At 35.8% G+C, this 23,914-nt stretch carries 20 protein-coding genes and 2 tRNA genes; 15 read left to right on the plus strand and 7 right to left on the minus strand.

The window, feature by feature from the left end:
- Positions 1–263 precede the first annotated feature (263 nt).
- Entirely contained in the window at positions 264–1,889 is a 1,626-nt protein-coding gene (gene pruA, locus B4N66_RS02620; protein WP_291092185.1) for an L-glutamate gamma-semialdehyde dehydrogenase, read from the plus strand.
- 105 nt (positions 1,890–1,994) lie between these two features.
- The gene (locus B4N66_RS02625) at positions 1,995–4,268 is read left to right on the plus strand and encodes a T9SS type A sorting domain-containing protein (RefSeq protein ID WP_291092186.1); all 2,274 of its coding nucleotides are present in this window, start codon (positions 1,995–1,997) and stop codon (positions 4,266–4,268) included.
- A gap of 57 nt (positions 4,269–4,325) precedes the next feature.
- Here B4N66_RS02625 and rsmG read toward each other — a convergent pair whose 3' ends face one another.
- Positions 4,326–4,955 (minus strand): 16S rRNA (guanine(527)-N(7))-methyltransferase RsmG, encoded by a 630-nt coding sequence (gene rsmG / locus B4N66_RS02630; RefSeq protein ID WP_291092187.1) that lies wholly within the window; start codon positions 4,953–4,955, stop codon positions 4,326–4,328.
- A gap of 106 nt (positions 4,956–5,061) precedes the next feature.
- Between rsmG and B4N66_RS02635 the strand changes: the two genes are divergently transcribed.
- The 3 genes from B4N66_RS02635 to purT all read left to right on the plus strand — a co-directional run bounded on the left by B4N66_RS02635 (position 5,062) and on the right by purT (position 8,787).
- Positions 5,062–6,156 carry a fatty acid desaturase family protein gene (locus tag B4N66_RS02635; protein WP_291092188.1) on the plus strand — a complete coding sequence of 365 codons (1,095 nt, stop codon included), beginning with the start codon at positions 5,062–5,064 and terminating at the stop codon, positions 6,154–6,156.
- Between the two features lie 43 nt (positions 6,157–6,199).
- Positions 6,200–7,384 carry a pyridoxal phosphate-dependent aminotransferase gene (locus B4N66_RS02640; protein ID WP_291092189.1) on the plus strand — a complete coding sequence of 395 codons (1,185 nt, stop codon included), beginning with the start codon at positions 6,200–6,202 and terminating at the stop codon, positions 7,382–7,384.
- 233 nt (positions 7,385–7,617) lie between these two features.
- Positions 7,618–8,787 carry a formate-dependent phosphoribosylglycinamide formyltransferase gene (gene purT / locus B4N66_RS02645; protein ID WP_291092190.1) on the plus strand — a complete coding sequence of 390 codons (1,170 nt, stop codon included), beginning with the start codon at positions 7,618–7,620 and terminating at the stop codon, positions 8,785–8,787.
- Positions 8,788–8,816: 29 nt separating this feature from the next.
- On the opposite strand, the gene B4N66_RS02650 is transcribed toward purT, so the two are convergent.
- Positions 8,817–9,374 (minus strand): sugar O-acetyltransferase, encoded by a 558-nt coding sequence (locus tag B4N66_RS02650; RefSeq protein ID WP_291092191.1) that lies wholly within the window; start codon positions 9,372–9,374, stop codon positions 8,817–8,819.
- A gap of 63 nt (positions 9,375–9,437) precedes the next feature.
- On the opposite strand from B4N66_RS02650, the gene B4N66_RS02655 reads away from it, so the two are divergent.
- The 4 genes from B4N66_RS02655 to B4N66_RS02670 all read left to right on the plus strand — a co-directional run bounded on the left by B4N66_RS02655 (position 9,438) and on the right by B4N66_RS02670 (position 12,265).
- On the plus strand, positions 9,438–10,013 hold the full coding sequence (locus B4N66_RS02655) for a Crp/Fnr family transcriptional regulator (RefSeq protein WP_291092192.1): 576 nt from the start codon (positions 9,438–9,440) through the stop codon (positions 10,011–10,013).
- Between the two features lie 125 nt (positions 10,014–10,138).
- On the plus strand, positions 10,139–10,852 hold the full coding sequence (locus tag B4N66_RS02660; protein WP_291092193.1) for a pirin family protein: 714 nt from the start codon (positions 10,139–10,141) through the stop codon (positions 10,850–10,852).
- A 220-nt stretch (positions 10,853–11,072) separates the two neighbouring features.
- A complete protein-coding gene (gene fabD, locus B4N66_RS02665; protein WP_291092194.1) occupies positions 11,073–11,945 on the plus strand; it encodes an ACP S-malonyltransferase in 873 nt (290 codons plus the stop codon).
- 59 nt (positions 11,946–12,004) lie between these two features.
- Entirely contained in the window at positions 12,005–12,265 is a 261-nt protein-coding gene (locus B4N66_RS02670; RefSeq protein WP_291092195.1) for a hypothetical protein, read from the plus strand.
- 93 nt (positions 12,266–12,358) lie between these two features.
- On the opposite strand, the gene galE is transcribed toward B4N66_RS02670, so the two are convergent.
- Positions 12,359–13,372, minus strand: coding sequence for a UDP-glucose 4-epimerase GalE (galE, locus tag B4N66_RS02675; RefSeq protein WP_291092196.1), 1,014 nt, complete (start codon positions 13,370–13,372; stop codon positions 12,359–12,361).
- Positions 13,373–13,385: 13 nt separating this feature from the next.
- Positions 13,386–14,516 carry a DegT/DnrJ/EryC1/StrS family aminotransferase gene (locus tag B4N66_RS02680; protein WP_291092197.1) on the minus strand — a complete coding sequence of 377 codons (1,131 nt, stop codon included), beginning with the start codon at positions 14,514–14,516 and terminating at the stop codon, positions 13,386–13,388.
- Positions 14,517–14,659: 143 nt separating this feature from the next.
- Between B4N66_RS02680 and B4N66_RS02685 the strand changes: the two genes are divergently transcribed.
- The 5 genes from B4N66_RS02685 (at position 14,660) to B4N66_RS02705 (ending at position 20,070) form a co-directional block, all read left to right on the plus strand.
- On the plus strand, positions 14,660–15,922 hold the full coding sequence (locus B4N66_RS02685) for a 3-deoxy-D-manno-octulosonic acid transferase (RefSeq protein WP_291092198.1): 1,263 nt from the start codon (positions 14,660–14,662) through the stop codon (positions 15,920–15,922).
- Positions 15,909–16,355, plus strand: a complete 447-nt coding sequence (locus B4N66_RS02690; RefSeq protein WP_291092199.1) for a GNAT family N-acetyltransferase — start codon at positions 15,909–15,911, stop codon at positions 16,353–16,355. The genes B4N66_RS02685 and B4N66_RS02690 overlap by 14 nt, the downstream gene beginning before the upstream one ends.
- A gap of 21 nt (positions 16,356–16,376) precedes the next feature.
- Positions 16,377–18,524, plus strand: a complete 2,148-nt coding sequence (locus tag B4N66_RS02695; protein ID WP_291092200.1) for a S46 family peptidase — start codon at positions 16,377–16,379, stop codon at positions 18,522–18,524.
- A 200-nt stretch (positions 18,525–18,724) separates the two neighbouring features.
- On the plus strand, positions 18,725–18,925 hold the full coding sequence (locus B4N66_RS02700; protein ID WP_291092201.1) for a hypothetical protein: 201 nt from the start codon (positions 18,725–18,727) through the stop codon (positions 18,923–18,925).
- Positions 18,926–19,566: 641 nt separating this feature from the next.
- Entirely contained in the window at positions 19,567–20,070 is a 504-nt protein-coding gene (locus B4N66_RS02705; RefSeq protein WP_291092202.1) for a hypothetical protein, read from the plus strand.
- Between the two features lie 189 nt (positions 20,071–20,259).
- On the opposite strand, the gene B4N66_RS02710 is transcribed toward B4N66_RS02705, so the two are convergent.
- From B4N66_RS02710 to mutS, 3 genes are all read right to left on the minus strand, one after another.
- Positions 20,260–20,345 (minus strand) — tRNA-Leu (locus tag B4N66_RS02710).
- A gap of 37 nt (positions 20,346–20,382) precedes the next feature.
- Positions 20,383–20,455, minus strand: a tRNA-Gly gene (locus tag B4N66_RS02715).
- 139 nt (positions 20,456–20,594) lie between these two features.
- Positions 20,595–23,162, minus strand: coding sequence for a DNA mismatch repair protein MutS (gene mutS, locus B4N66_RS02720; RefSeq protein WP_414654077.1), 2,568 nt, complete (start codon positions 23,160–23,162; stop codon positions 20,595–20,597).
- A 182-nt stretch (positions 23,163–23,344) separates the two neighbouring features.
- Between mutS and B4N66_RS02725 the strand changes: the two genes are divergently transcribed.
- Complete coding sequence (locus B4N66_RS02725; RefSeq protein ID WP_291092203.1) at positions 23,345–23,887, plus strand: RNA methyltransferase; 543 nt, start codon at positions 23,345–23,347, stop codon at positions 23,885–23,887.
- Positions 23,888–23,914 lie beyond the last annotated feature (27 nt).

Below are 23,914 nucleotides of genomic sequence, written 5' to 3' on the forward strand. Positions count from 1 at the left end.
TTTTTTCTATGGCAAAAAAGTAGCTCCCAAGGTCGCTCTTTTTTACCAAGAAAAAATGCAACAATCCTGCAAAAGGCTTCCTGCCTACCGGTAGGCATGGTCCACTTCTATCGGGGCTAGTCGGGAGTCCTAACAATTCCCTAAAATACAAACACAGTTATCAAAAATTCAAAAAAACCTTTGTACTTTTGTGTTCTATTACATAATTCACACAGAAAGAATTATATAATTACCAAAATGTCTAATAATCAAACAACACACTTATGTTAAAAGGATTTTTTCACGTACCCAAAGCAATTAACGAACCCGTAAAATCATACGCTCCCAACAGTCCTGAAAAAGCAGCTGTTTTAATGGCTTACAAAGAAATGTGGAACAGCAAAATCGATGTACCATTATATATAGGTAGCGAAGAAATTCGCACCAAAAATACCCGCAATATGACCGCACCACACGATCATAAACACATCGTGGGAACCTATCATTTAGCCGAAAAAAGTCACGTAGAAAAAGCAATCGCAAACGCATTAGAGTCTAGAAAAGCATGGGCAGCTATGCCGTGGGAACAACGTGCCGCTATTTTCTTAAAAGCAGCCGAATTGATTGCCGGACCGTATCGTGCTAAAATCAATGCCGCCACAATGATCGCTCAATCCAAAACCATTCACCAAGCTGAAATTGATGCTTCGTGTGAATTAATTGACTTTTTGCGATACAATGTCGAATTCATGACGCAAATTTATAACGATCAACCCGCTTCCGATTCTTCGGTTTGGAACCGTGTAGAATACCGTCCGTTAGAAGGTTTTGTGTATGCCATCACACCTTTTAACTTTACCGCAATTGCCGCCAATCTTCCTGCTAGTGCAGCAATGATGGGCAACGTTGTGATTTGGAAACCAAGTGATAGTCAAGTATTTTCAGCAAAAATCATCATCGATGTTTTTAAAGAAGCCGGAGTTCCTGATGGTGTAATCAACGTTGTTTTTGGAGATGCTGTGATGATTTCCGATACTATTTTTGATCACGCAGATTTTGCCGGAGTTCATTACACCGGTTCAACATTTGTTTTCAAAGAAATCTGGAAAAAAATCGGAACCAACATTCACAAATACAAAACCTACCCAAGAATCGTTGGCGAAACAGGCGGAAAAGATTTCGTTGTCGCTCATCCAAGTGCCAATGTAAAACAAGTAGCCACCGGATTAATTCGCGGAGCTTTTGAATTTCAAGGACAAAAATGTTCGGCAGCTTCCAGAGCTTATATTCCAAAAAGTTTATGGCCAGCTGTTGAAGCCGAATTAAAATTGGAAATGGCAACCATCAAAATGGGTTCGCCCGAAGATTTTTCTAATTTCTTTACCGCTGTAATTCACGAAGGTTCGTTTGATAAATTAGCTAAATTCATCGATCAAGCTAAAAAAGACAAAGATGCCGAAGTAATCATCGGTGGAAATTATGATAAATCAGTTGGTTATTTTATCGAACCTACGGTTATCTTAACCACCAATCCAAAATATGCCACAATGGAAACCGAATTATTCGGACCGGTTTTAACCATTTATGTTTACGATGATAAAAAATGGAAAGAAACCTTAACATTAATTGATGAAACTTCAGAATATGCCTTAACAGGAGCTGTGTTTAGTCAAGACCGTTACGCCATTACCGAAGCAACGCAAGCCCTGGAAAATTGTGCCGGAAACTTCTACGTAAACGACAAACCAACCGGAGCCGTGGTTGGAATGCAACCTTTTGGTGGAGCAAGAGCTTCCGGAACCAATGACAAAGCGGGTTCTGCACAAAATTTATTGCGTTGGGTTTCGCCAAGAACAATCAAAGAAACGTTTGTTACACCTGAAAATTACCGCTATCCATTTTTGGGTTAATTAACTATAAATCAAAAAATTTAAAAGTCCGAATGTTAACTATTCGGACTTTTTTTTATATTTGATAGAAATAAACCAATTAACCTCAAAAATCATCTCTCGCTAATGAAAACAAAAATTACTTTTTTCGCTTTATTTTCAATTTTATTTTCTTTTGCTCAAAAAGGAGAATATGATTTATTGAAAGAACACACGCAAACTAAGATTTTATATAATCAGGTATTTGATATTTCTAAAATTACAAAAACCAAAAAGGATGAAATTTCTGCGATGTACTTCAGACAAGTCTATCACGAAATTCAACGAGCTGATTTTTTGCAACGTTTACCCAGTTATGAAGTGTTGAAAAAAGAAGCGGATGATGCTTTTTTTTCTAAACAAATTCCGCTTTCAATCTTAATTTCCGAAGTAGAAACCATCAAAACAGAAACATTAGAAAATAACATCATTTCTAAAAATAACAATCAATTTGTTTTAAATAATCCATCTGCAGATGCTTTTCAAAAACACGAAATTGCGTTGATGGCTCCGTTGGTTTCCAAATCAAAAAACAAAACAGTTGAATTTATTTTAAAAGACAAAAATATTTTCAACACAACGTCTAAAAACATTCAAGCCATTTACATCAGTTTTACTGAGAATGATCTGTGGCTAACGGTTTCAGTTAATCAACCTTTCAAAGTAGATTTTGCAACTTCCGGCAAAAAATCAATTTCATTTAAAATTGAATTCACAAATGGAGAGAGTAAAATCATCAAATCAACTTTCGATGTTCAAGGAAGTTCAAATTTGGCCAATCGAAACGGAAATGAAATTTTAGCACAAAACATAACGGCTTCAATTCCATATCAAGGTTTTGGCGAAAGTGCTCCTTATCTAGGTCAAGGCGAATATGAAATTTATTTAGACAATGTTGACCAAGTTTTAGACAAACCCATTTTTTTGGTTGATGGATTTGATCCTGGCGATACGAGAAACACCGAATTGATTTATTCTTTATTGAATTATGGCGGAACAGATCAAAACTTAGCCGATATTGTTCGCAACGAAGGTTTTGATATCGTTGTATTAAACTTTCCGCAATACTCTCCCGCAGACGGAGTAGTGATTGATGGTGGAGCCGATTTTATTCAACGAAATGCGATGATTTTAGTTGAACTTATCAATCAAATTAATGCTCAAAAAGTAGGAACAGAAAAAAATGTCGTGATTGGACCAAGTATGGGCGGACTCATTTCGCGTTATGCCTTGCGATACATGGAACAAAACGATATGGAACACGACACTCGTTTGTATATTTCGTTTGACTCTCCACATTTGGGAGCGAATGTTCCGATTGGGTTTCAACATCTTTTTAATTATATGGCAAATGGTCCGTTGGGTGATGTAACGCTTCAAGAAATTGTGAATAGTGTTTTGTCAAGTCCTGCGGCCAAACAAATGTTACTCGATCATTACAGCGGTCATTTGCAAACCGGAAGTGCGACCGAGTTTGATAATGCCATTCAATTGCCAACCGGTGCTCCGAATTTTAGAACGGCATTTCAAAATGAATTAAACGCAATGGGATTTCCAACAGAAACCAGAAATGTGGCAATCAGCAACGGAAGCGGTAGCGGAACCATGACCGGAACCCCGGGAATGTTTGTGTTAAATGATTATATTGTGAATGCCTCCGACACGCAAAGAGCACGTTTTGATATTCGTTTTACACCACCGGCAGGCGTTTCAAATCAATTGGTAAGCCGATTTAGAGCACAACAATTTATATTTATTTGGGTAACTGTTTTAACCAGCCAAGCGAATGCTGCTTCTCCGGCAACTTCTTCCGGATTCGATTCTGCTCCTGGTGGATTATTTAATATGGCTGATTTTGTAGAGGCAGGAAGTGGCAACCCAACAATAGATGATTTTTTAGCAAATTTAGCAATTGATCGTTTTTGTTTTATTCCCACCTTGAGTTCATTGGCAATTACCAATCCGAATTGGTATGCAAATGTAACGGATGCTTCAATTACACCTTTTGTCGCTACTTTTGTACCAACAGAAAATGAAGATCACGTGACGTTATCAGCAGGAAATGTAGAATTTGCTTTGAATGAAATTTTGAACGAACCTTTATCTGTTGAACAACCAATTTTATCTAAAAATATTTTAATCAAAAACCCAATTAAAAATACGATTGAAATGTATAGTTCAAGCTTACTTTCAAACGTAACTATCTCGATTGTTGATGCTTCAGGTAAAAAAGTCTTCTCTCAAAATAACATTTCTATCGAAGGAAACCATCAATTAGAAATTAATTTATCAAACGGATTTTACTTTATCAAAATTGAATCTGCTGAAAGAAGTTTTGTGCAGAAGTTGATTAAAAATTAATTTTATTATCATAAAATTTAGCCACGAATGCACTAATAAATTTGTGCATTCGTGGTTTTACACTTTAAACTTCAACGGCAAATGCACCACTTTCTTCGTTTCAAAAAATTCTTCCGAAAAATAATCGGCTAAATTATATTGAGTAACATTAGGAAAATCTTTTAATTCCTCGGTTAAATCGCCACCTTTTAAATACAAAATTCCGTTTTTAAGTTCGTGGTTGTTTTGCTTTTTGATTTTGTCTTTTATCCAAGAGACAAAATCAGGCATATTTGTTACGGCTCGGCTTACGATAAAATCAAAATCTCCTTTGACATTTTCGGCACGCAATTGTTCGGCTTTTACATTTTTTAGACCTAAAGCAGTAGCTACTTCATTGACTACTTTTATTTTTTTGGCAATCACATCAATCAAATAAAAACGAGTTTCCGGAAACAAAATCGCTAACGGTATTCCGGGGAAACCACCGCCGGTTCCCACATCCAAAACTGTCGATTTCGGTTGAAATTCCATCACTTTGGCAATGCCTAATGAATGTAAAACGTGTTTCACGTACAATTCATCAATATCCTTTCGGGAAATTACATTGATTTTGGCATTCCATTCGGGATACAATTGACCTAATTTTTCAAACTGAACTACTTGGTTTTCAGATAAATTAGGAAAATACTTTAAAATTTCTTCCATGTTGTGCTATTTTTAACAAAAGTAAACATTTTGGTGTTGAAATTTTATTGTTTGTTCAACGTTATGATTTATATTAATACTTACCTTTGAAAAAATTTTTAATTACATGAATACCACAATTCCCACATTTTCTAAAGAAGACAATCTAAAGTTTTTTAGAACGCTTAATAGTCGAGTTAATAATTACTTCAAAGAAAATAATCTACAAAAAACCGGAAACTGGAAACTTCACCTTAAAACGATAGTGATGTTTACTATTTTCTTAACACCTTACTTCTTCCTTTTGGCTATGGATATGCCATTTTGGACGTATCTATTACTTAACGTCGTAATTGGCGTTGGAATGGCCGGAGTTGGAATGAACGTTATGCACGACGGAAATCACGGTTCGTACTCCAATAAACCTTGGTTAAATAAAATTATGGGTGGAAGCATTTATATTCTTGCCGGAAATGTTTACAATTGGCAAGTACAACACAATGTTTTACATCATACTTATACCAATATAGTTGGTCACGACGAAGATTTAGATGCTGGTAGAGTTATCCGATTTTCAAAACAATCTGAATGGAGATATTTTCATAAATTTCAACATTATTACTCTGTTTTTTTATATGGTTTGTTAACATTCAATTGGGCGATCACTACTGATTTTAAACAAATGAGAGCCTACATGAAACGTAAATTATCATATGGTGAACCTAAAAGTCCTAAAATTTTATGGACTACTTTAATCATCACTAAGGTGATTTATTTCTCAATTTGGTTAGTATTACCAATGGTTATGGGAATCACTTGGTGGAAAGTTATCCTTGGTTTTGCAGTAATGCACTACACAGCCGGTTTAATTTTAAGCATCGTTTTCCAATTAGCTCACGTTGTAGAAGAAACAACTAATCCTGTTCCGGATGAAAATGGTGAAATCGAAAATACTTGGGCAATTCACCAATTGTTCACGACTGCTAATTTTGCTCCTAAAAACTGGATTGTAAATTGGTACACTGGTGGTTTAAATCACCAAATCGAACACCATATTTTCCCTCATATCAGTCACGTTCACTACGGTAAAATTGCTGATATTGTGAGAGAAACTGCCAAAGAATGTAATCTTCCTTATCACGAATTCAAAACCATGAGAGCTGCGGTTATCGCTCACTTTAAACATTTGAAAGAGTTGGGTCAAGAACCACAACTGGCATAAGCAGATTACTTTTTAAAATTTAAACACACAAAACACAACTATAATGAATTCGTTATCGGATAGAATTAACAATTTATCTACTTCTCAAACCTTAGCTATGGCAGCATTGGCGAGAGAATTAAAAGCTCAAGGAAAAGATATCATCAGTTTAAGTTTAGGCGAACCTGATTTTAACACGCCCGACTTTATTAAAGAAGCGGCAAAAAAAGCAATCGACGAAAACTACAGCACTTATTCGCCTGTTGATGGTTATGCCGAACTAAAAGAAGCCATCTGTCGAAAATTCAAAAGAGATAACAATTTAGATTATAAACCGGCAAACATTGTTGTTTCCACCGGTGCAAAGCAATCACTTTACAACATTGCTCAATGTATGTTGAATGATGGTGATGAAGTAATTTTACCCGCTCCATATTGGGTGAGTTATTACGAAATCATCAAAATGTCAGGAGGAATTCCAGTTGAAGTCCCAACTTCCGTAGAAAGTGATTTTAAAATCACCGCCGAACAATTAGAAAAAGCTATCACACCAAAAACCAAGATGATTTGGTACAGTTCGCCTTGCAACCCAAGCGGATCTGTTTATAGCCGTGAAGAATTTACAGCCATTGCAAAAGTGTTGGAAAAGTATCCAAACATTTATGTTGTAGCCGATGAAATCTACGAACACATTAATTTCTCAGGAACTTTTTGCAGCATTGCTTCCGTTCCGGGAATGTTTGAAAGAACTATTACAGTAAATGGTGTCGCCAAAGCATTTGCGATGACAGGATGGAGAATCGGTTACATCGGAGCACCGGAATTTATCGCGAAAGCGTGTACAAAAATGCAAGGCCAAGTGACTTCAGGAGCCAATTCTATTGCTCAACGAGCTACGATTGCCGCTGTGGATGCCGACCCAAAAGTGTTGAATTACATGGTGGAAGCTTTCCATAAAAGAAGAGATTTAGTCGTAGGTTTAATCAAAGAAATTCCGGGTCTAAAAATCAACGTTCCGGGAGGTGCATTTTATGTATTTCCCGATGTATCGTCCTTCTTTGGAAAAACATTACGCGGAACCTTAATCAAAGACGCAACCGATTTCTCGATGTATTTGTTAGCCGAAGCCAACGTAGCCACCGTAACCGGAGATGCCTTTGGAAACCCCGATTGCATTCGATTTTCTTATGCAACCAGCGAAGAATTACTCACCGAAGCAATGCGAAGAATCAAAGGAGTTTTATCATAATATTTAGTTAGCCTCAAGGAAACTTGGGGCTTTTTTAATAACTTTGGCGTGACCACAAGGGTCGGGCTTCCTGCCTGCCGGCAGGCAGGTTCGTTGCAAGTCCTCGTCCAAAGGTTGGTTTTTGTCGGGTTGTGCTCGGCTTCTTTGGTCGCCGGCACAACCCGCAAAAACTCAACCTTTGGGCTGCGGGCTTTCCACTACTATCCCTCACGCAAACCCTGCTAAATTAAAATATGAAAACAAAAATCCTCCTACTCGGTTCCGGAGAACTCGGAAAAGAATTTGTCATCGCCGCACAACGAATTGGCCAAACCGTCATTGCAGTCGATAGTTATGAAAATGCTCCCGCAATGCAAGTGGCACACGGTTTTGAAATCATCAATATGCTAGACGGTGCCGAACTCGACCGAATTGTAGCCAAACACCAACCCGATTTTATCGTTCCCGAAATAGAAGCCATTAGAACAGAACGCTTTTATGACTACGAAAAACAAGGCATAAACGTTGTTCCGTCTGCCAAAGCAGCAAATTTCACTATGAACCGAAAAGCCATTCGTGATTTAGCAGCAAAAGAGTTAGGATTACGAACGGCAAATTATCGCTATGCCACTTCAGCAGATGAATTAGAAAAAGCAGTTTCAGAAGTTGGAATTCCTTGTGTAGTGAAACCATTGATGAGTTCATCCGGAAAAGGACAATCAACCATCAAATCAACCGAAGATATTGCCAAAGCTTGGAACTATGCTGTGGAAGGTTCTCGTGGTGATGTGGTAGAAGTAATCGTTGAAGCTTTTGTCAATTTTAATTCCGAAATCACGTTATTAACCGTGACTCAAAACAATAATTTACCTACTTTATTTTGTGCTCCGATTGGACACCGACAAGAACGAGGCGATTATCAAGAAAGTTGGCAACCTGCAAATGTTTCAGAAAAAGACATTTTGGAAGCTCAAGAAATGGCTCGCAAAGTGACAGAATCCTTAGGCGGAGCCGGATTATTTGGAGTCGAATTTTTCCTAACGAATGAAGGCGTTTATTTCTCCGAATTATCACCAAGACCACATGACACAGGAATGGTTACCTTAGCCGGAACACAAAATTTCAATGAATTTGAATTGCATTTAAGAGCCATTTTGAGTTTACCAATCGCTGAAATCACCTTAGAAAAAGCCGGAGCAAGTGCGGTAATTTTAGCTGCTGAAAATTCATATCATCCTACTTATTCCGGTATCGAAAAAATTGCTGCTTTGCCTAAAACAGATTTCAGAATTTTTGGAAAGCCTACTTCACGACCGTACAGAAGAATGGGTGTTGCCTTGGTAAATGACACATTAGAAACTCCGATGGAAGATATTGTAAAAAAAGCAGAAACAGCCGCTAAAATGGTTTCTGTTCATTCATAAATCAACATAAATTTTTACTCTAACATCTACTAAAAATCTAAGTTTTTTATCACTTTTGCAGGATTTCCAACCGCCAATGAATTATCGGGAATATCTTTTGTAACAACCGAACCGGCACCGATTGTACAACCATTCCCGATTGTAACACTCGGACAAATCACTGTATTTCCGCCTATCCAACAATCATTGCCAATAGAAACTGGTTTGGAAAATTCAACCGTTCGTCGTTCAATTGGATTTAGCGGATGTGTTGCTGTGTAAACATGAACGTTTGGACCAAAGAAAACATTGTTACCAATCGTTATTTTCATCGTGTCTAAAACGACACAGTTGACATTGAAATACACATTTTCTCCTGCATAAATATTGTAACCATAATCACAGTGAAATGGCGGTTCAACATAAAGCCTTTTATGAGCGTTTGGCATCAGTTGATGAAGAATATTTCTTGCATTTCCATTCATTACATATTCGGTCACATTTAATTTATGTAATAACTTTTTGGCTCGTAATCGTTCTGCAACTAAAACTTTATCATTTGCAAAATAAATTTCGCCGGCTAACATTTTATCTTTTTCGGTTTTCATTCTTTAAATTTCAATCTTTCAAAGATACCATTTCTATAAAATTAAAATTGTATTTTTGACTTAATGAAATCCATTCTTGAAAACATTTCTAAACACATTTCCTTAACTTTAGAAGAGGAACAATTGTTTTTATCAAAAATTGAAGTTCACCACTTCAAAGCAAAAACCATTTTGCACAATGCCGGAGAAATTTGCAAACATTCTTATTTTGTCAATTCGGGATTACTGAGAAGTTTCAACATCAATGACAATATTGTGGAACATGTTCTTCATTTTGCCTGCGAAGGTTGGTGGATTGGCGACATGTACAGCTTGCTTTCTCAAAAACCGGGCAATTTGTTTATTGAAGTTTTAGAAGATTCGGAAGTGGTTTTGTTGTCCAAAGAAAATCAAGAGCAATTGTATTTTGAAATTCCAAAACTGGAACGTTTTTTCAGAATTTTAACCGAAAACTCATTGGTTGCTCATCAAGAACGATTGATGGATAACTTAAGTTTATCTGCCGAAGATCGTTTTGAAAAATTCTGCAAAAAATATCCAACACTCATTCAAAAAGTACCTCAAAAACAGATTGCTTCTTATATAGGTGTAACTCCTGAGTTTTTTAGTAAGATGAAAAGTCGGATGCTTAAGAAGTAGGCAGTCGCAGTCTCAGTTTACAATCTGACAACCGACAACCGACAACATTTCTTAATCTACATTAAGTGCAAAACCTTTCTTATGGTTGTAAATTTGTACTGTAAATAACAACAAATCTATTAGTTATGAAAAATACAGTTTTACACAAAGCCAATGAAAGAGGTCATGCTGATCACGGATGGTTGAATGCTTACCACAGTTTTAGTTTTGCCAATTGGTACAATCCGGATAAAGTTCAGTTTGGTGTTTTGAGAGTTTTGAATGATGACACGGTTGCTGGTGGAATGGGTTTTGGAATGCATCCACACGATAATATGGAAATTATAACTATTCCGTTGGAAGGTGATTTGGCTCATAAAGACAGTATGGGAAATTCAGAAACCATCAAATTTGGCGATGTTCAAGTGATGAGTGCGGGAACCGGAGTTAGACATAGTGAATTTAACCCAAATGCTGACAAAAGAACGAAATTATTGCAAATTTGGTTGTTTCCGAATAAGCAAAATGTGGAACCTCGTTACCAGCAAATTACGTTGGACGTAAACGATCGACAAAACAAATTACAACAAATTTTATCGCCAAATCCGGAAGATGCCGGTGTTTGGATTCATCAAGATGCGTGGTTTCATTTAGGTAAATTTGAAAAAGGATTGACTGAAAGTTACACTATAAAAAGAGAAGGAAATGGCGTTTATGCGTTTGTGATTTCCGGAAGTGTAACGATTAACGGTCAAACGTTAGAAACCCGAGATGCTTTAGGTGTTTGGGATACAGAAAAATTAGAAATTACTTCAACTTCGGATGCAGAAATTTTGTTGATGGATATTCCGATGGAGTAATTGTTTTGATTGATTGATTTTGAACCCGGCAAATTTGTCGGGTTTTTTGTTTCCAAAAATGCGAGTAATTTCCTTTCTGCTCCCGCTGTCCGTTTCAATCTTTNNAAAGATTGAAACGGACAGCGGGAACTGCGATTCCAAAAAAGCCCAAACGCTGCGGCTCCAAAAAAAATAAATAGTACTTTTGTTATAACTTTGATGAACTAAATTTAAAATAAATATGAAAGCATACGTTTTTCCGGGGCAGGGAGCTCAGTTTACCGGTATGGGTAAAGATTTATATGAAAACTCGGCTTTGGCCAAAGAATTGTTTGAAAAAGCCAATGAAATCTTGGGTTTTAGAATTACAGACATTATGTTTGAGGGTTCTGCGGAAGAGTTAAAAGAAACAAAAGTCACACAACCAGCGGTGTTTTTACATTCGGTGATTTTGGCAAAAACGTTGACCGATTTTAAACCGGATATGGTGGCGGGACATTCGTTAGGCGAATTTTCGGCTTTAGTTGCCAATGGAGCTTTGTCATTTGAAGACGGCTTGAAATTGGTTTCGAAACGTGCATTGGCCATGCAAAAAGCGTGTGAAATTACGCCTTCTACAATGGCTGCGGTTTTGAATTTAGAAGATAAAATTGTGGAAGATATTTGTGCTTCGATTGATGGTGTTGTGGTGGCGGCCAATTACAATTGTCCGGGACAGTTAGTGATTTCGGGCGAATATAAAGCGGTGGAACTGGCTTGCGAAAAAATGAAAGAAGCAGGTGCAAAACGTGCGTTGATTTTGCCTGTTGGCGGAGCTTTTCATTCGCCAATGATGGAACCAGCGAGAGAGGAATTGGCGGCTGCGATTGAAGCGACGACTTTTTCTACACCGATTTGCCCAGTGTATCAAAATGTAACAGCGAGTGCGGTTTCGGATGCGGAAGAAATTAAAAAGAATTTAATTATTCAATTGACGGCTCCGGTGCGATGGACGCAATCGGTTCAACAGATGATAGCCGACGGTGCCACAAGCTTTACAGAGGTTGGGCCAGGGAAAGTGTTGGTTGGATTGGTGAATAAAATAAACAAAGAAGTGGAGACAATTTCGGCTTAATAATAGTTTGGCACTTGATTTGATAATTAGGATTTATTAACTTTTAAAACATAAACAAAATGAAAAAAACACTTTTAGGATTAGTATTGATGGGAGCTTTATTTGTTGTTTCTTGTAAAGAAAAAACAACAGAGGAAAAAGTAGAAGATGCAGTTGAATCTGTTGGAAACGACATTGAAAATGCTGCAAACGAAACCGGAGATGCAATTGAAAATGCAGCTGACAAAACTGGTGAAGCAGTTGAAAACGCCGTTGATAAAACAGGAGAAGCTCTAGAAAATGCTGCTGATAAAACGGAAGAGGCTTTGAAAAAAGACTAATTACTTTCAGAATAGTTAAAAATTATCCTCACTGTAAAAGGTGAGGATTTTTTATTTTATTAAATTGGTTATTGTAGAATGATTGCTTAAAACTTAACTTCTTATTTTCTGTTCCCATTTCCAAGCACTCGCCAAACTTTCTTCTAACGTAGATTGTGCTTTCCAGCCTAGAACATTATTTGCTTTGTCTGTGTTGGCATAAGCCGATGTAATATCACCTTCTCTTCTACCCACAATTTTATAAGGCAATTTTTTACCGGAAACTTTTTCAAAAGCAGTAATTACTTCCAAAACAGAACTTCCGGTTCCCGTGCCTAAATTGAACGTTTCAATTTTAGACAAATTTTTCTTTTCGATTAATCGTTGTAAGGCAACAACGTGAGCTTTTGCTAAATCGACTACGTGAATATAATCGCGAACGGCGGTTCCGTCAGGTGTTGGATAATCATCTCCATAAACAGATAGTTCTTGTCGTAATCCAATTCCGGTTTGTGTTATAAATGGTACTAAATTCTGTGGAACTCCAATCGGTAATTCACCTATTTCTGCTGTTGGATGAGCTCCAATCGGATTAAAATAACGTAAAAGAATTGAATTGATATTCGAAACCTTAACCACATCAGAAATAATTTCTTCACCAATTTGTTTTGTATTTCCGTAAGGCGACATCGCCGGTTGAACGGATGCATCTTCGGTAATTGGCATCTTTTCGGCTTGACCGTAAACAGTGCATGACGAACTGAAAATAAAATGAGCTTCTTCTTTTTGTTGTAATTCTTGTAATATATAAACCAACGCATTGATGTTATTTTCATAATACAACAAAGGGTTTTCAACACTTTCGCCTACTGCTTTGGAAGCGGCAAAATGAATTACACCCGAAACATCATTGTGCTTTTTGAAGAAATTTTGTACCGAAGTTTTATCTCTTAAATCCATTTGTTCAAAAAGTGGTTTCTTTCCGGTAATGTTGGTAATTCGATCTAACACTTCAATGGAAGAGTTTGATAAATTATCGATAATAACAGGTTCAAAACCTACATTTTGTAATTCTACAACAGTGTGAGAACCAATAAATCCAAGGCCTCCGGTTACAAGTACTTTCATGTTTTTTATATGATTAGTTGAAAAATTCTAAAACTGAATCGGTAATAAATTTAATTTGTTCATCATCCAATTCAGTATGCATTGGAAGAGAAATCACTTCTTTTACTAATTGATTTGTTACCGGAAAATCTTCTTCCTTATATCTAACATCTGCATACGCTTTTTGAGAATGTAACGGAATTGGGTAATAAATAGCACACGGAATTCCTTTGCTTTGCAAGTGATCCATCAACGCATTTCTATCAGCATCGATGATTCGTAAAGTATATTGATGAAAAACGTGACAATCACACACTTCACAAATGGTTGGTGCAACAATATTTTTATGCCCTTCAAATGCTTTTGAATAACTTCGTGCTGCATTTTGTCTGGCGGCATTATAACTAACCAACAATGGCAATTTTGCATTTAAAACTGCGGCTTGAATACTATCTAAACGCGAATTAACCCCAACCACGTCGTGATGGTAACGTACATACATTCCGTGATTTACAATACCACGAATCGTATGAGCCAAAGCATCATCATTCGTAAAAATCGCTCCACCATCACCATAACATCCTAAATTTTTTGAAGGAAAAAAAGAAGTTGCTCCCACATGACCAACTGTTCCGGCTTTCTTTTTTGTTCCATCAGAAAAACGACAATTAGCTCCAATGGCTTGTGCATTATCTTCGATAACATATAAATTATGTTCGTTGGCAATTTGCATAATCGCTTCCATATTGGCGGCTCTTCCAAATAAATGGACAGGAACAATAGCTTTAGTTTTTGGTGTAATTGCTTTTCGGATTCCGTCTAGCGAAATATTCATATTCAACATATCAACATCTACCAAAACAGGCGTTAATTGCAACAAAGCAATTACTTCTACAGTAGCCGCAAAAGTGAAATCGGCTGTAATTACTTCATCTCCTGGCTTTAAATCCAATCCCATCATAGCAATTTGAAGAGCATCAGTTCCATTTGCACACGGAATCACGTGCTTTACACCTAAATAATCTTCTAAGCTTTTTTGAAATTCATGAACTTTCGGTCCATTGATATAGGTTGTGGTTTCTAAAACTTCTTGAATTGAAGCATCAACTGTAGTCTTAATTTTATCGTATTGACTTTTTAAGTCAACCATTTGAAGTTTACGCATTACTTTTTATTTAATTTTAAAGTGCAAGATGTTTTCATTTTGAATGAGTTCACCTTAATAATATAACAAAAGTAATTATTTAGGAAGTTATAACAATGAAAATTCTTTAAAGTGATGTATTTTAGCGACACAATTTATGCTATATGTTTTTTTTATATAATTTATTGGTTCATTTTGTCGGATTTTTACTGAAAATCGTTGCTCTTTTCAATCCGAAAATGAAACTTTTTGTCGATGGAAGAAAAAATGTTTTTGAAATAATCAAACAGAAAATCTCTTCGAATGATAAAACGATTTGGTTTCACGCGGCTTCTTTAGGCGAGTTTGAACAAGGAATTCCCGTGATGGAAAAAATCAAAATTAAATTTCCCAACCATAAAATTATTGTAACCTTTTTTTCTCCTTCGGGTTTTGAAGTTAGAAAAAACAATTCAATGGCTGATTTGACTATTTATCTTCCACTAGATACGCAACAAAACGCTAAACAATTTTTAGAATTAACTCATCCTGAAATGGTGTTTTTTATTAAATATGAATATTGGCCTAATTACCTCAACGAACTCAAAAAAAGACAAATAAAAACCTATTTAATTTCAGGAATTCTTAGAAAAAATCAGGTGTTTTTTAAATGGTATGGCGGATTTTACAGAAAATGTTTAACTGCTTTTGATTTCTTTTTTGTACAAAATGAATCATCCAAAAAACTATTACAATCGCTAGGTTATCAAAATGTAAAAATTTCAGGTGATACTCGTTTTGATCGCGTAGTTTCAATTTTAGAAAGAGATAATACATTAGATTTTATTGAAGAATTCAAAAACAACACAACCACCATTGTCATTGGAAGTTCGTGGCCAAAAGATGAAGAATTATTGGTGAATTTCATTAATAATTCATCTGAAAATGTGAAATTTATCATTGCTCCACATAATATTAAATCGGAACAAATTTTGGAATTGCAAAAATCGATTACAAAAAAATCAATTTTATTTTCGGATTATTCGGATTCCTTACAGACGTTGCATGCAATGTCTCTACAGCAATATAATGTATTCATTATCAACACCATAGGTATCTTAACCAAAATCTACAACTACGCTGACATTGCTTACGTTGGCGGCGGCTTCGGAAATCCAGGTGTGCACAACATTTTAGAACCCGCAACATTTGGCATTCCAATTGTAATCGGACCCAATTATTCTCATTTTGCAGAAGCGACAGCATTAGTAAATATGGAAGGTTGTGTTTCAATTTCCAATCAAAATGAATTGAATGAAACTTTCGCCACCTTACTTTCCAACGAAGATATCCGACACGAAAAAGGTCATATTTGCAGCACTTTCGTGCAAATGAACAAAGGAGCAACAGACATTATTTTAAATCATTTAGATAATGACAACCTTTAAACCATTATCAGTTTTAGAGATTGATGAAATTCTTCAAATGATGGAGGAATTTTATTCCATCGACAATTATCCTTTTGAAATTGAAACATCCAAAAAACTCTTTCATCAATTTCTTGAAGATGAAAACCTCGGAAAAGCATGGCTAATTTTGAATGAAAATGAAATCGTTGGCTATGTCATTCTCACCTTCGTTTTTAGTTTTGAATACCTAGGAAGAATTGCCTTCTTAGACGAATTATTCATCAAAAAAACTGCACAAGGAAAAGGCTTTGGCAAACAAACGCTCAATTTCATTCGTCAAGAAGCTCATAAATTATCGTTAAAAATCATTTATTTGGAGGTAGAACCGCACAATCATCCTGCTCAAAAATTGTATATTGCAAACGATTTCGAAGAACACAAACGAAAATTATTCAAACACACTGTAAAATAAGAACTTACTAAACAACTCATTATGAAATTTTTACGATTACTCATCCTGTTTCTTTCCTTTTCTGCATTTGCCCAACAAGGCGGCATGTGGATTCCGTCACTTTTGGAAGGAATGAACGAAAAAGAAATGAAATCGCTCGGTATGAAAATGTCTGCCAAAGATATTTACGATGTAAACAAATCGAGCATGAAAGACGCTGTACCGCATTTCAACAACGGCTGTACATCGGAAGTGATTTCTTCTAAAGGACTTTTATTAACCAATCACCACTGTGGTTACGGTGAAATTCAGTCGCATTCCACCGTTGAAAATGATTATTTGGAAAAAGGTTTTTGGGCAATGAGTTTAGACGAAGAACTTCCAAACGAAGGATTAGTGGTTACGTTCATCGTAAAAATTGAAGATGTCACTTCAAAAGTATTGGAAAACACACAATCCATTTCCAACGAAGCCGACAAACAGAAAAAAATTCAAGAAAATATTTCCGCATTAACTACTTCTTTACCCAAAGAAAGTTGGCAAGAAAACCGAATCAGAACGTTTTACGACGGAAATCAATACATTTGGTTTGTAGTCGAAACATTTAAAGACGTTCGTTTAGTTGGTGCACCACCATCATCCATCGGAAAATTTGGTTCTGATACCGACAATTGGGTTTGGCCACGTCACACCGGAGATTTTTCGTTGTTCAGAATTTATGCAGACAAAAACAATCGTCCGGCAGAATATTCCAAAGACAATGTTCCATATACTCCAAAACACTTTTTCCCTGTTTCTATTGACGGTGTAAAAGAAAATGATTTTACCATGGTTTTTGGTTATCCGGGAAGAACGCAAGAATATTTGCCTGCTGTTGCAGTAGAACAAATTGTAAACGAACTCAATCCTGCCAAAATCGAAATTCGTGATGCCGCTTTGAAAGTGCAAGACGGTTTTATGCGAAAAGATAAAGCAATTAAAATTCAATATGCTGCCAAATACGCATCAGTAGCTAACTATTGGAAAAAATGGATTGGCGAAACCAAAGGTTTAAAAAAATCTAATGCGGTTGAAATCAAGAAAAATTTCGAAAAAGATTTTATGAATAAAGTGGCGAAAGCCGGAAAACAAGCCGAATACGGCAACTTACTTTCAGAATTTGAAAAAAATTACGCTGAAATCGCTCCGTATGCATTAAGCCGTGATTATTTTATGGAAGTCGTAATGCGTAACACAGAATTATTAAGTTTTGGTTACCGTTTGGTTCAATTGGAAAATCTTCACAAAACTAGAGGCGAACAAGCTTTTATGGATAGAAAAGAAAATTTCATCACCGGATTTGCCGATTTATACAAAGATTTCAACGCTACTGTTGACGAAAAAGTAATGGAGCAATTAATTGAATTATACGCAATCAAATCTCCAAAACAATTTTTACCCGAAGCTTTACTCAACCAAGATTTAAAAGCCAAAACAGCTGAAATTTATAAAACTTCAAAATTAACCAACTACAATGGTTTGAAAGAATTGTTAACCGGCGATGCCAAAACCGTTCTTGAAAAATTAAACAACGACAGCGGATTTGCATTCGTAAAAATGTTGTCCGAAGCCTACACCAAAAACGTAGTTCCAAAATACGAAGAAATCAACCTTAAAAACACCGCTTTGCAACGCACGTATATGAAAGGAATTTTGGAATTAAGTCCAAAAGAAGCCCGCATTTTCCCTGATGCCAACTCAACCTTACGTGTAACCTACGGAAAAGTAAAAGGCTACGCACCAAGCGATGCGGTTTATTACAGTTCGGTGACCTATTTAGACGGTGTGATGGAAAAATACGTTCCAGGCGACTACGAATTTGATGTTTCACCAAAATTAATTGAACTCTACAACAACAAAGATTACGGACAATATGCCGAAAACGGAAAACTTCCGGTCAATTTCATCGGAACAAATCACACGACAGGCGGAAATTCAGGAAGTCCGGCAATTGACAAAAACGGAAACTTAATCGGCTTAAATTTCGACCGCGTTTGGGAAGGAACCATGAGCGATATTTATTATGATCCGGCCATTTGCAGAAATATTATGGTCGACATTCGTTACGTACTTTTCGTGATTGACAAGTATGCCGGAGCGAAACATTTGATAAATGAAATGAAAGTAGTTGGCAAAAAAGCAAAAAAATAAAATTTTCAGACTAAAATCTTACATAAACCCCTTTCAAAAAAGGGGTTTATTATTTAAAAACACCCTAAAAATAGGGACTCAAACGTTTGAAACACAAATAGTTTATTTTTTTTTAAAAATATTTCGTAAAATATTTTGTTGAACCAAAAAATTTATATCTTTGCTCCGAATTAATAATTAACCTTTTATAATTTAGTAAGATGAAAAAAGTAATTTTAAGTTTAGTATTTGTTGCTGCTTTAACAGTAGTATCTTGTAAAGAAAAAGAAGCTGAAGTAGTAGTTGACGAAACTGCAACTGAAGTTGTTGAAGAAGCTACTGAAGTAATTGAAGAAGCTACTGAAGTAATTGACTCTACAGTTCAAGCTACTGAAGCTCCAGCTGAAACTCCAGCTCAGTAATTAGCAACAAGCTAACAAAAAAACTAATCCCGACTTGTTCGGGATTTTTTTTGCCTTAAAGTGAACGAAAACAGCTGTTTTTTAGTAAATTATTTCACCAAAAGTTCAGAATTAAGAGTCAACTTGAAACCTGAAACTTTTAACTTTAAACAAAAAATTTGGGCGTGCCCCTTCGCAAGCTCCGGGTCGGGCTATCCGCTACAAGTCCTCGTTCGTCGTGCCTCCTCTCTGTGGGCTTTTCGCTGCTATCCCTCACGCGGATTCAGTGCAACAAAGCATTTCAAAAGAAATTGATTTTCAAAAGAGTTTTAGTTTTCAGTCACAGTCGCAGTTTTCAGTATCTGCATCTCCAATCTTGTCATCCTGACGAAGGAAGGATCTCATCATTTTAGTCTTCAGTCACAGTTATTAGTCTAAACTTCCTCAACCTTGTCAATGTGAAAGACGACAAAGTTGAAATAACAATCTTTAGCCTTGGCGAGTGGCTATCATTCATGTAACTGACCATAAACTTTGTAGCAAAATGAAAATTCAACAGACATATATCTTTGTCAAAGTTTAAAACTTTGACAAAGAATCGCAAAAAATTTATATTTTTATTTAATAAAATAGCAAACTGCTAAACCCTGAATTAAAAAAAAATGAAAAACACATTAATATTAATTTTACTCGTATTCACTTGTTCAATTTATGCACAACCATCATATTCTGAATGTTTTATATCAAAAAAAAGAGGTTTTTTGATTCGTCAAAAAAATATTCTTCTAAAAATTAGTGATACAACTTATCTTTTGGAAAGATACACCTCTGGAATGGGAATTTTTTGGGGCGTAACTAAAGATACTCTCAAACTAACCGAAAACAAACTGGTGTCTGATAGTCTTCAAATTGAGTTCAAAAACACAAAAAAATATAAAATAATAACAAAACAAAGTAAAAAAAATTATCGTTTTAAAATTCTTGATAAATCTAATCCAGACATTTTATACACAAGAAACCTAGTATTCAGAGAAGAAATAAAATATAAAATTAAAGACAAAGAATTAGCTTCTGAATTTGTAAAAAAGACGAATGATCTTATCCGCAAACTTGAACACGAAGAGTTCAAAAGTAAAGTTGAAGCAATAGTAAAAAGTATGGAATAATTGATAAACAACAAAGATTTGATGCTTCCACAAGATTGTTATTACAACTAAGTAATCTTTTATTTAAATACAAATTTCATCTTTGTTAAAGTTAAAAACTGTGACAAAGATTTCTGCTTAATTATCAAATAAATTTCAAAATAAATCAATAAAAAAAAGCTCCACTTGTAAAAACAAATGAAGCTTTTGTACTCAAGGCGGGACTTGAACCCGCACGGGCATTACTGCCCACTGGATTTTAAGTCCAGCGTGTCTACCAATTCCACCACTCGAGCCTGATGCGAGCAAACTGCTTGCATTATAAGATAGAAGAGCGAAAAACGGGATTCGAACCCGCGACCTCCACCTTGGCAAGGTGGCGCTCTACCAACTGAGCTATTTTCGCGTACAGGTTTTTTAAAAGAACAGCACTACTTGTTTAGCAATGCGGATGCAAATGTACTATAATTATTTACTTTTACAAGCGTTTTTTGCAAAAAAATTTACTTCAAAAACTAATGTTTTGAAAGTTAAAGTTATAGCATTTATTTTTTGGTTAGCATTCGCTTAATTTCATTCAATTTCATTAAAGCTTCAACCGGAGTTAAAGTGTTTATATCTAAGTTTAGAATTTCTTCTTTGATTTCTTCCAACAAAGGATCATCCAAATTAAAAAAACTAAGTTGTAATTCATCCTTCGAAGATTTTATGCCGGATAATTCTTCACTCGAATGATTTTTTTCTAATTTCTTTAAAATCTTTTGTGCTTTTTGAATCACGGTTTGTGGCATTCCCGCCATTTTGGCTACATGAATACCAAAACTGTGTTCGGTGCCGCCTTTCACTAATTTTCGAATAAAAAGAACGGTATCTTTCAATTCTTTTACGGAAACATTAAAATTCTGCACTCGGTCAAACGTGACTTCCATTTCATTTAATTCGTGATAATGTGTGGCAAACAACGTTTTTGGACGATTAGGATGTTCGTGCAAATATTCCGCAATGGCCCACGCAATCGAAATTCCGTCATACGTGCTGGTTCCTCGCCCGATTTCATCCAATAAAACCAAACTTCTTTCAGAAATATTATTCAAAATTGAAGCGGTTTCATTCATCTCAACCATAAAAGTCGATTCACCCATCGAAATGTTATCGCTCGCTCCTACTCTGGTAAATATTTTATCCACTACGCCCATTCGCACCGCTTCTGCCGGAACAAAACTTCCCATTTGAGCCAACAGCACAATTAGAGCCGTTTGTCGCAAAATAGCCGATTTACCCGACATATTCGGACCGGTAATCATAATAATTTGTTGCGAATCTCTATCCAAAAAAACATCATTTGCAATATAAGGAACACCAACCGGCAATTGCTTTTCAATCACAGGATGACGACCGTTCGTAATTTCTAATTCATACGAATCATCCAAAATTGGTCGAACATACTTGTTTTCAATCGCCAATTGCGTAAACGAATTCAAACAATCCAACTGAGCAACCAAAGCCGCATTCAACTGAACGGGTTTGATATAGGTGCCAATCCAAATCACCAATTGTTCAAATAATTGCGATTCTAATTGATGAATTTTATCTTCTGCTCCTAAAATTTTAGTTTCATATTCTTTTAATTCCTCCGTAATGTATCGTTCGGCATTTACTAAGGTTTGCTTTCTAATCCATTCAGTTGGAACTTTATCTTTATGTGTATTTCTGACTTCAATATAATATCCAAAAACATTATTAAACGAAATTTTCAATGATGAAATTCCGGTTTTTTGCGATTCTCTGAGTTCAATTCCTTCCAAATATTCTTTTCCCGAAGTGGAAATCGCTCTTAATTCATCTAAGACGGGATGAATTCCCTTCGCAATCGCATTTCCCTTGTTGATGGAAACCGGAGCATCGTGATTCAAAGTCGATTTAATTTTTTCACGCAATAAATCACACGCGTGCAAACTATCGCCTATCGCTTTTAACGATTCATTTGAACTAGCCAAAGCCAAGGTTTTGATTGGAATAATGGCATCCAACGAATGACAAAGATTCATCACTTCACGAGGAGAAACTTTTCCGGTTGCGACTTTGGAAATCAATCGTTCCAAATCTGATATTTGCTTAATTTGGTATTGAATTTTCTGTAAAACTTCTGAATTATCTTTTAAAAAACTCACCACTTCGTGGCGTGATCGAATTTTAGCTTCATCTTTCAAAGGCAAAGCCAACCAGCGTTTCAGCAATCGTGAACCCATCGGCGAAAGGGTTCTGTCAATCACATCCAATAACGTGACCGCGTTGGGATTGGTGCTGTGATACAACTCTAAATTTCGAATTGTAAAACGATCCATCCACACATACGCATCTTCTGCAATGCGTTGAATCGATGTAATATGCTGAATTTTATTGTGTTGTGTTTCCGATAAATAATACAAAACTGCACCCGAAGCGACGATCCCTTCTTGCATTTCTTCAATTCCAAATCCTTTTAAAGAATTGGTTTGAAAATGTTTTGTCAATACTTCATTGCCATAGTCTTCATTATACACCCAATCTTCCAGAAAAAAAGTGTGATAATCTTCGCCAAAAACTTCTCTAAAATGTTGTTTATGATTTTTGGTTACTAAAATTTCACTTGGACTAAAATTTTGTAATAATTTGTCAATGTATTCTTCATTTCCTTGAGATGTCAAAAATTCGCCTGTTGAAACATCCAAAAATGAAACGCCAATTTGCTTCTTACCAAAATAAACTGAAGCTAAAAAATTATTCGATTTGGATTGCAATACCTCATCATTCATTGAAACGCCTGGAGTGACTAATTCGGTCACACCACGTTTCACAATAGTTTTAGTCATTTTTGGATCTTCCAATTGATCGCAAATCGCAACCCGAAGTCCGGCTTTGACCAGTTTTGGTAAATACGTATTTAACGAATGATGTGGAAAACCCGCCAAGGCAGTTTCAGTTTCAGAACCGGCACCTCTTTTGGTTAAAACAATGCCTAAAATTTGAGATGCCCGAACGGCATCTTCGCCAAATGTTTCATAGAAATCACCCACACGAAACAACAAACAAGCATCAGGATATTTCCGCTTGATTTCGTTGTATTGCTTCATTAAAGGTGTTTCTTTCGGTTCTTTGACGACGGTAGCTTTGGCTGACAATGGGTTCGGTTTTAGGTTTGGTTTCAAAAATACGGAAATAAAATTTCAATGGCAATGGGAAATTCAATGACAATCGCAAAAATCAATTTCAATATCAAATATAAAAATTCAAATTCATTACTTATTTTTGCAAGATGAGAAAATTAGCCAATTCTGAACTGGAACGCAAAAATATTAATGAGTTTAAAGATGCTCAAAAAACACCCATCATCATTATTTTAGATGACATTAGAAGTTTGCATAATATTGGTTCGGTTTTTAGAACTTCGGATGCTTTTTTGATTGAAAAAATATATTTGTGTGGCATTACAGCGACTCCTCCCAACAAGGAAATTCACAAAACGGCTTTAGGTGCAACTGATACGGTAACTTGGGAATATCAAAAAGAGGTTTTGACGGTGATTGATCAATTGAAAGCTGAAAATATCTCCGTTTTTGCTATTGAACAAGTTGAAAATTCGATTATGTTGAATGAGTTTGAAGTTGAAAAGGAAAAAAAATATGCTTTAATTTTTGGCAACGAAGTCAAAGGCGTTTCGCAACAAGCCATTGAAAAATGTGATGGTGTGATTGAAATTCCGCAATTGGGGACAAAACATTCGCTGAATATTTCAGTTAGTGCCGGAATTGTCGTGTGGGATTTATTTAAAAAGTTCACCGTTTTAGAAGGAAATTAGCAATTGTTTATTCAATTTTTGTTCTCA

The organism is Flavobacterium sp. UBA2787, assembly GCA_002352205.1.
Lineage (GTDB): Bacteria > Bacteroidota > Bacteroidia > Flavobacteriales > Flavobacteriaceae > Flavobacterium.

Bases quoted from the DNA above. Each gene is read 5' to 3' on its own strand.
- pruA (WP_291092185.1), top strand. From the start codon at position 264: ATGTTAAAAGGATTTTTTCACGTACCCAAAGCAATTAACGAACCCGTA.
- B4N66_RS02625 (WP_291092186.1), top strand. From the start codon at position 1,995: ATGAAAACAAAAATTACTTTTTTCGCTTTATTTTCAATTTTATTTTCT.
- rsmG (WP_291092187.1), bottom strand. From the start codon at position 4,955: ATGGAAGAAATTTTAAAGTATTTTCCTAATTTATCTGAAAACCAAGTA.
- B4N66_RS02635 (WP_291092188.1), top strand. From the start codon at position 5,062: ATGAATACCACAATTCCCACATTTTCTAAAGAAGACAATCTAAAGTTT.
- B4N66_RS02640 (WP_291092189.1), top strand. From the start codon at position 6,200: ATGAATTCGTTATCGGATAGAATTAACAATTTATCTACTTCTCAAACC.
- purT (WP_291092190.1), top strand. From the start codon at position 7,618: ATGAAAACAAAAATCCTCCTACTCGGTTCCGGAGAACTCGGAAAAGAA.
- B4N66_RS02650 (WP_291092191.1), bottom strand. From the start codon at position 9,374: ATGAAAACCGAAAAAGATAAAATGTTAGCCGGCGAAATTTATTTTGCA.
- B4N66_RS02655 (WP_291092192.1), top strand. From the start codon at position 9,438: ATGAAATCCATTCTTGAAAACATTTCTAAACACATTTCCTTAACTTTA.
- B4N66_RS02660 (WP_291092193.1), top strand. From the start codon at position 10,139: ATGAAAAATACAGTTTTACACAAAGCCAATGAAAGAGGTCATGCTGAT.
- fabD (WP_291092194.1), top strand. From the start codon at position 11,073: ATGAAAGCATACGTTTTTCCGGGGCAGGGAGCTCAGTTTACCGGTATG.
- B4N66_RS02670 (WP_291092195.1), top strand. From the start codon at position 12,005: ATGAAAAAAACACTTTTAGGATTAGTATTGATGGGAGCTTTATTTGTT.
- galE (WP_291092196.1), bottom strand. From the start codon at position 13,372: ATGAAAGTACTTGTAACCGGAGGCCTTGGATTTATTGGTTCTCACACT.
- B4N66_RS02680 (WP_291092197.1), bottom strand. From the start codon at position 14,516: ATGCGTAAACTTCAAATGGTTGACTTAAAAAGTCAATACGATAAAATT.
- B4N66_RS02685 (WP_291092198.1), top strand. From the start codon at position 14,660: ATGTTTTTTTTATATAATTTATTGGTTCATTTTGTCGGATTTTTACTG.
- B4N66_RS02690 (WP_291092199.1), top strand. From the start codon at position 15,909: ATGACAACCTTTAAACCATTATCAGTTTTAGAGATTGATGAAATTCTT.
- B4N66_RS02695 (WP_291092200.1), top strand. From the start codon at position 16,377: ATGAAATTTTTACGATTACTCATCCTGTTTCTTTCCTTTTCTGCATTT.
- B4N66_RS02700 (WP_291092201.1), top strand. From the start codon at position 18,725: ATGAAAAAAGTAATTTTAAGTTTAGTATTTGTTGCTGCTTTAACAGTA.
- B4N66_RS02705 (WP_291092202.1), top strand. From the start codon at position 19,567: ATGAAAAACACATTAATATTAATTTTACTCGTATTCACTTGTTCAATT.
- mutS (WP_414654077.1), bottom strand. From the start codon at position 23,162: ATGAAGCAATACAACGAAATCAAGCGGAAATATCCTGATGCTTGTTTG.
- B4N66_RS02725 (WP_291092203.1), top strand. From the start codon at position 23,345: ATGAGAAAATTAGCCAATTCTGAACTGGAACGCAAAAATATTAATGAG.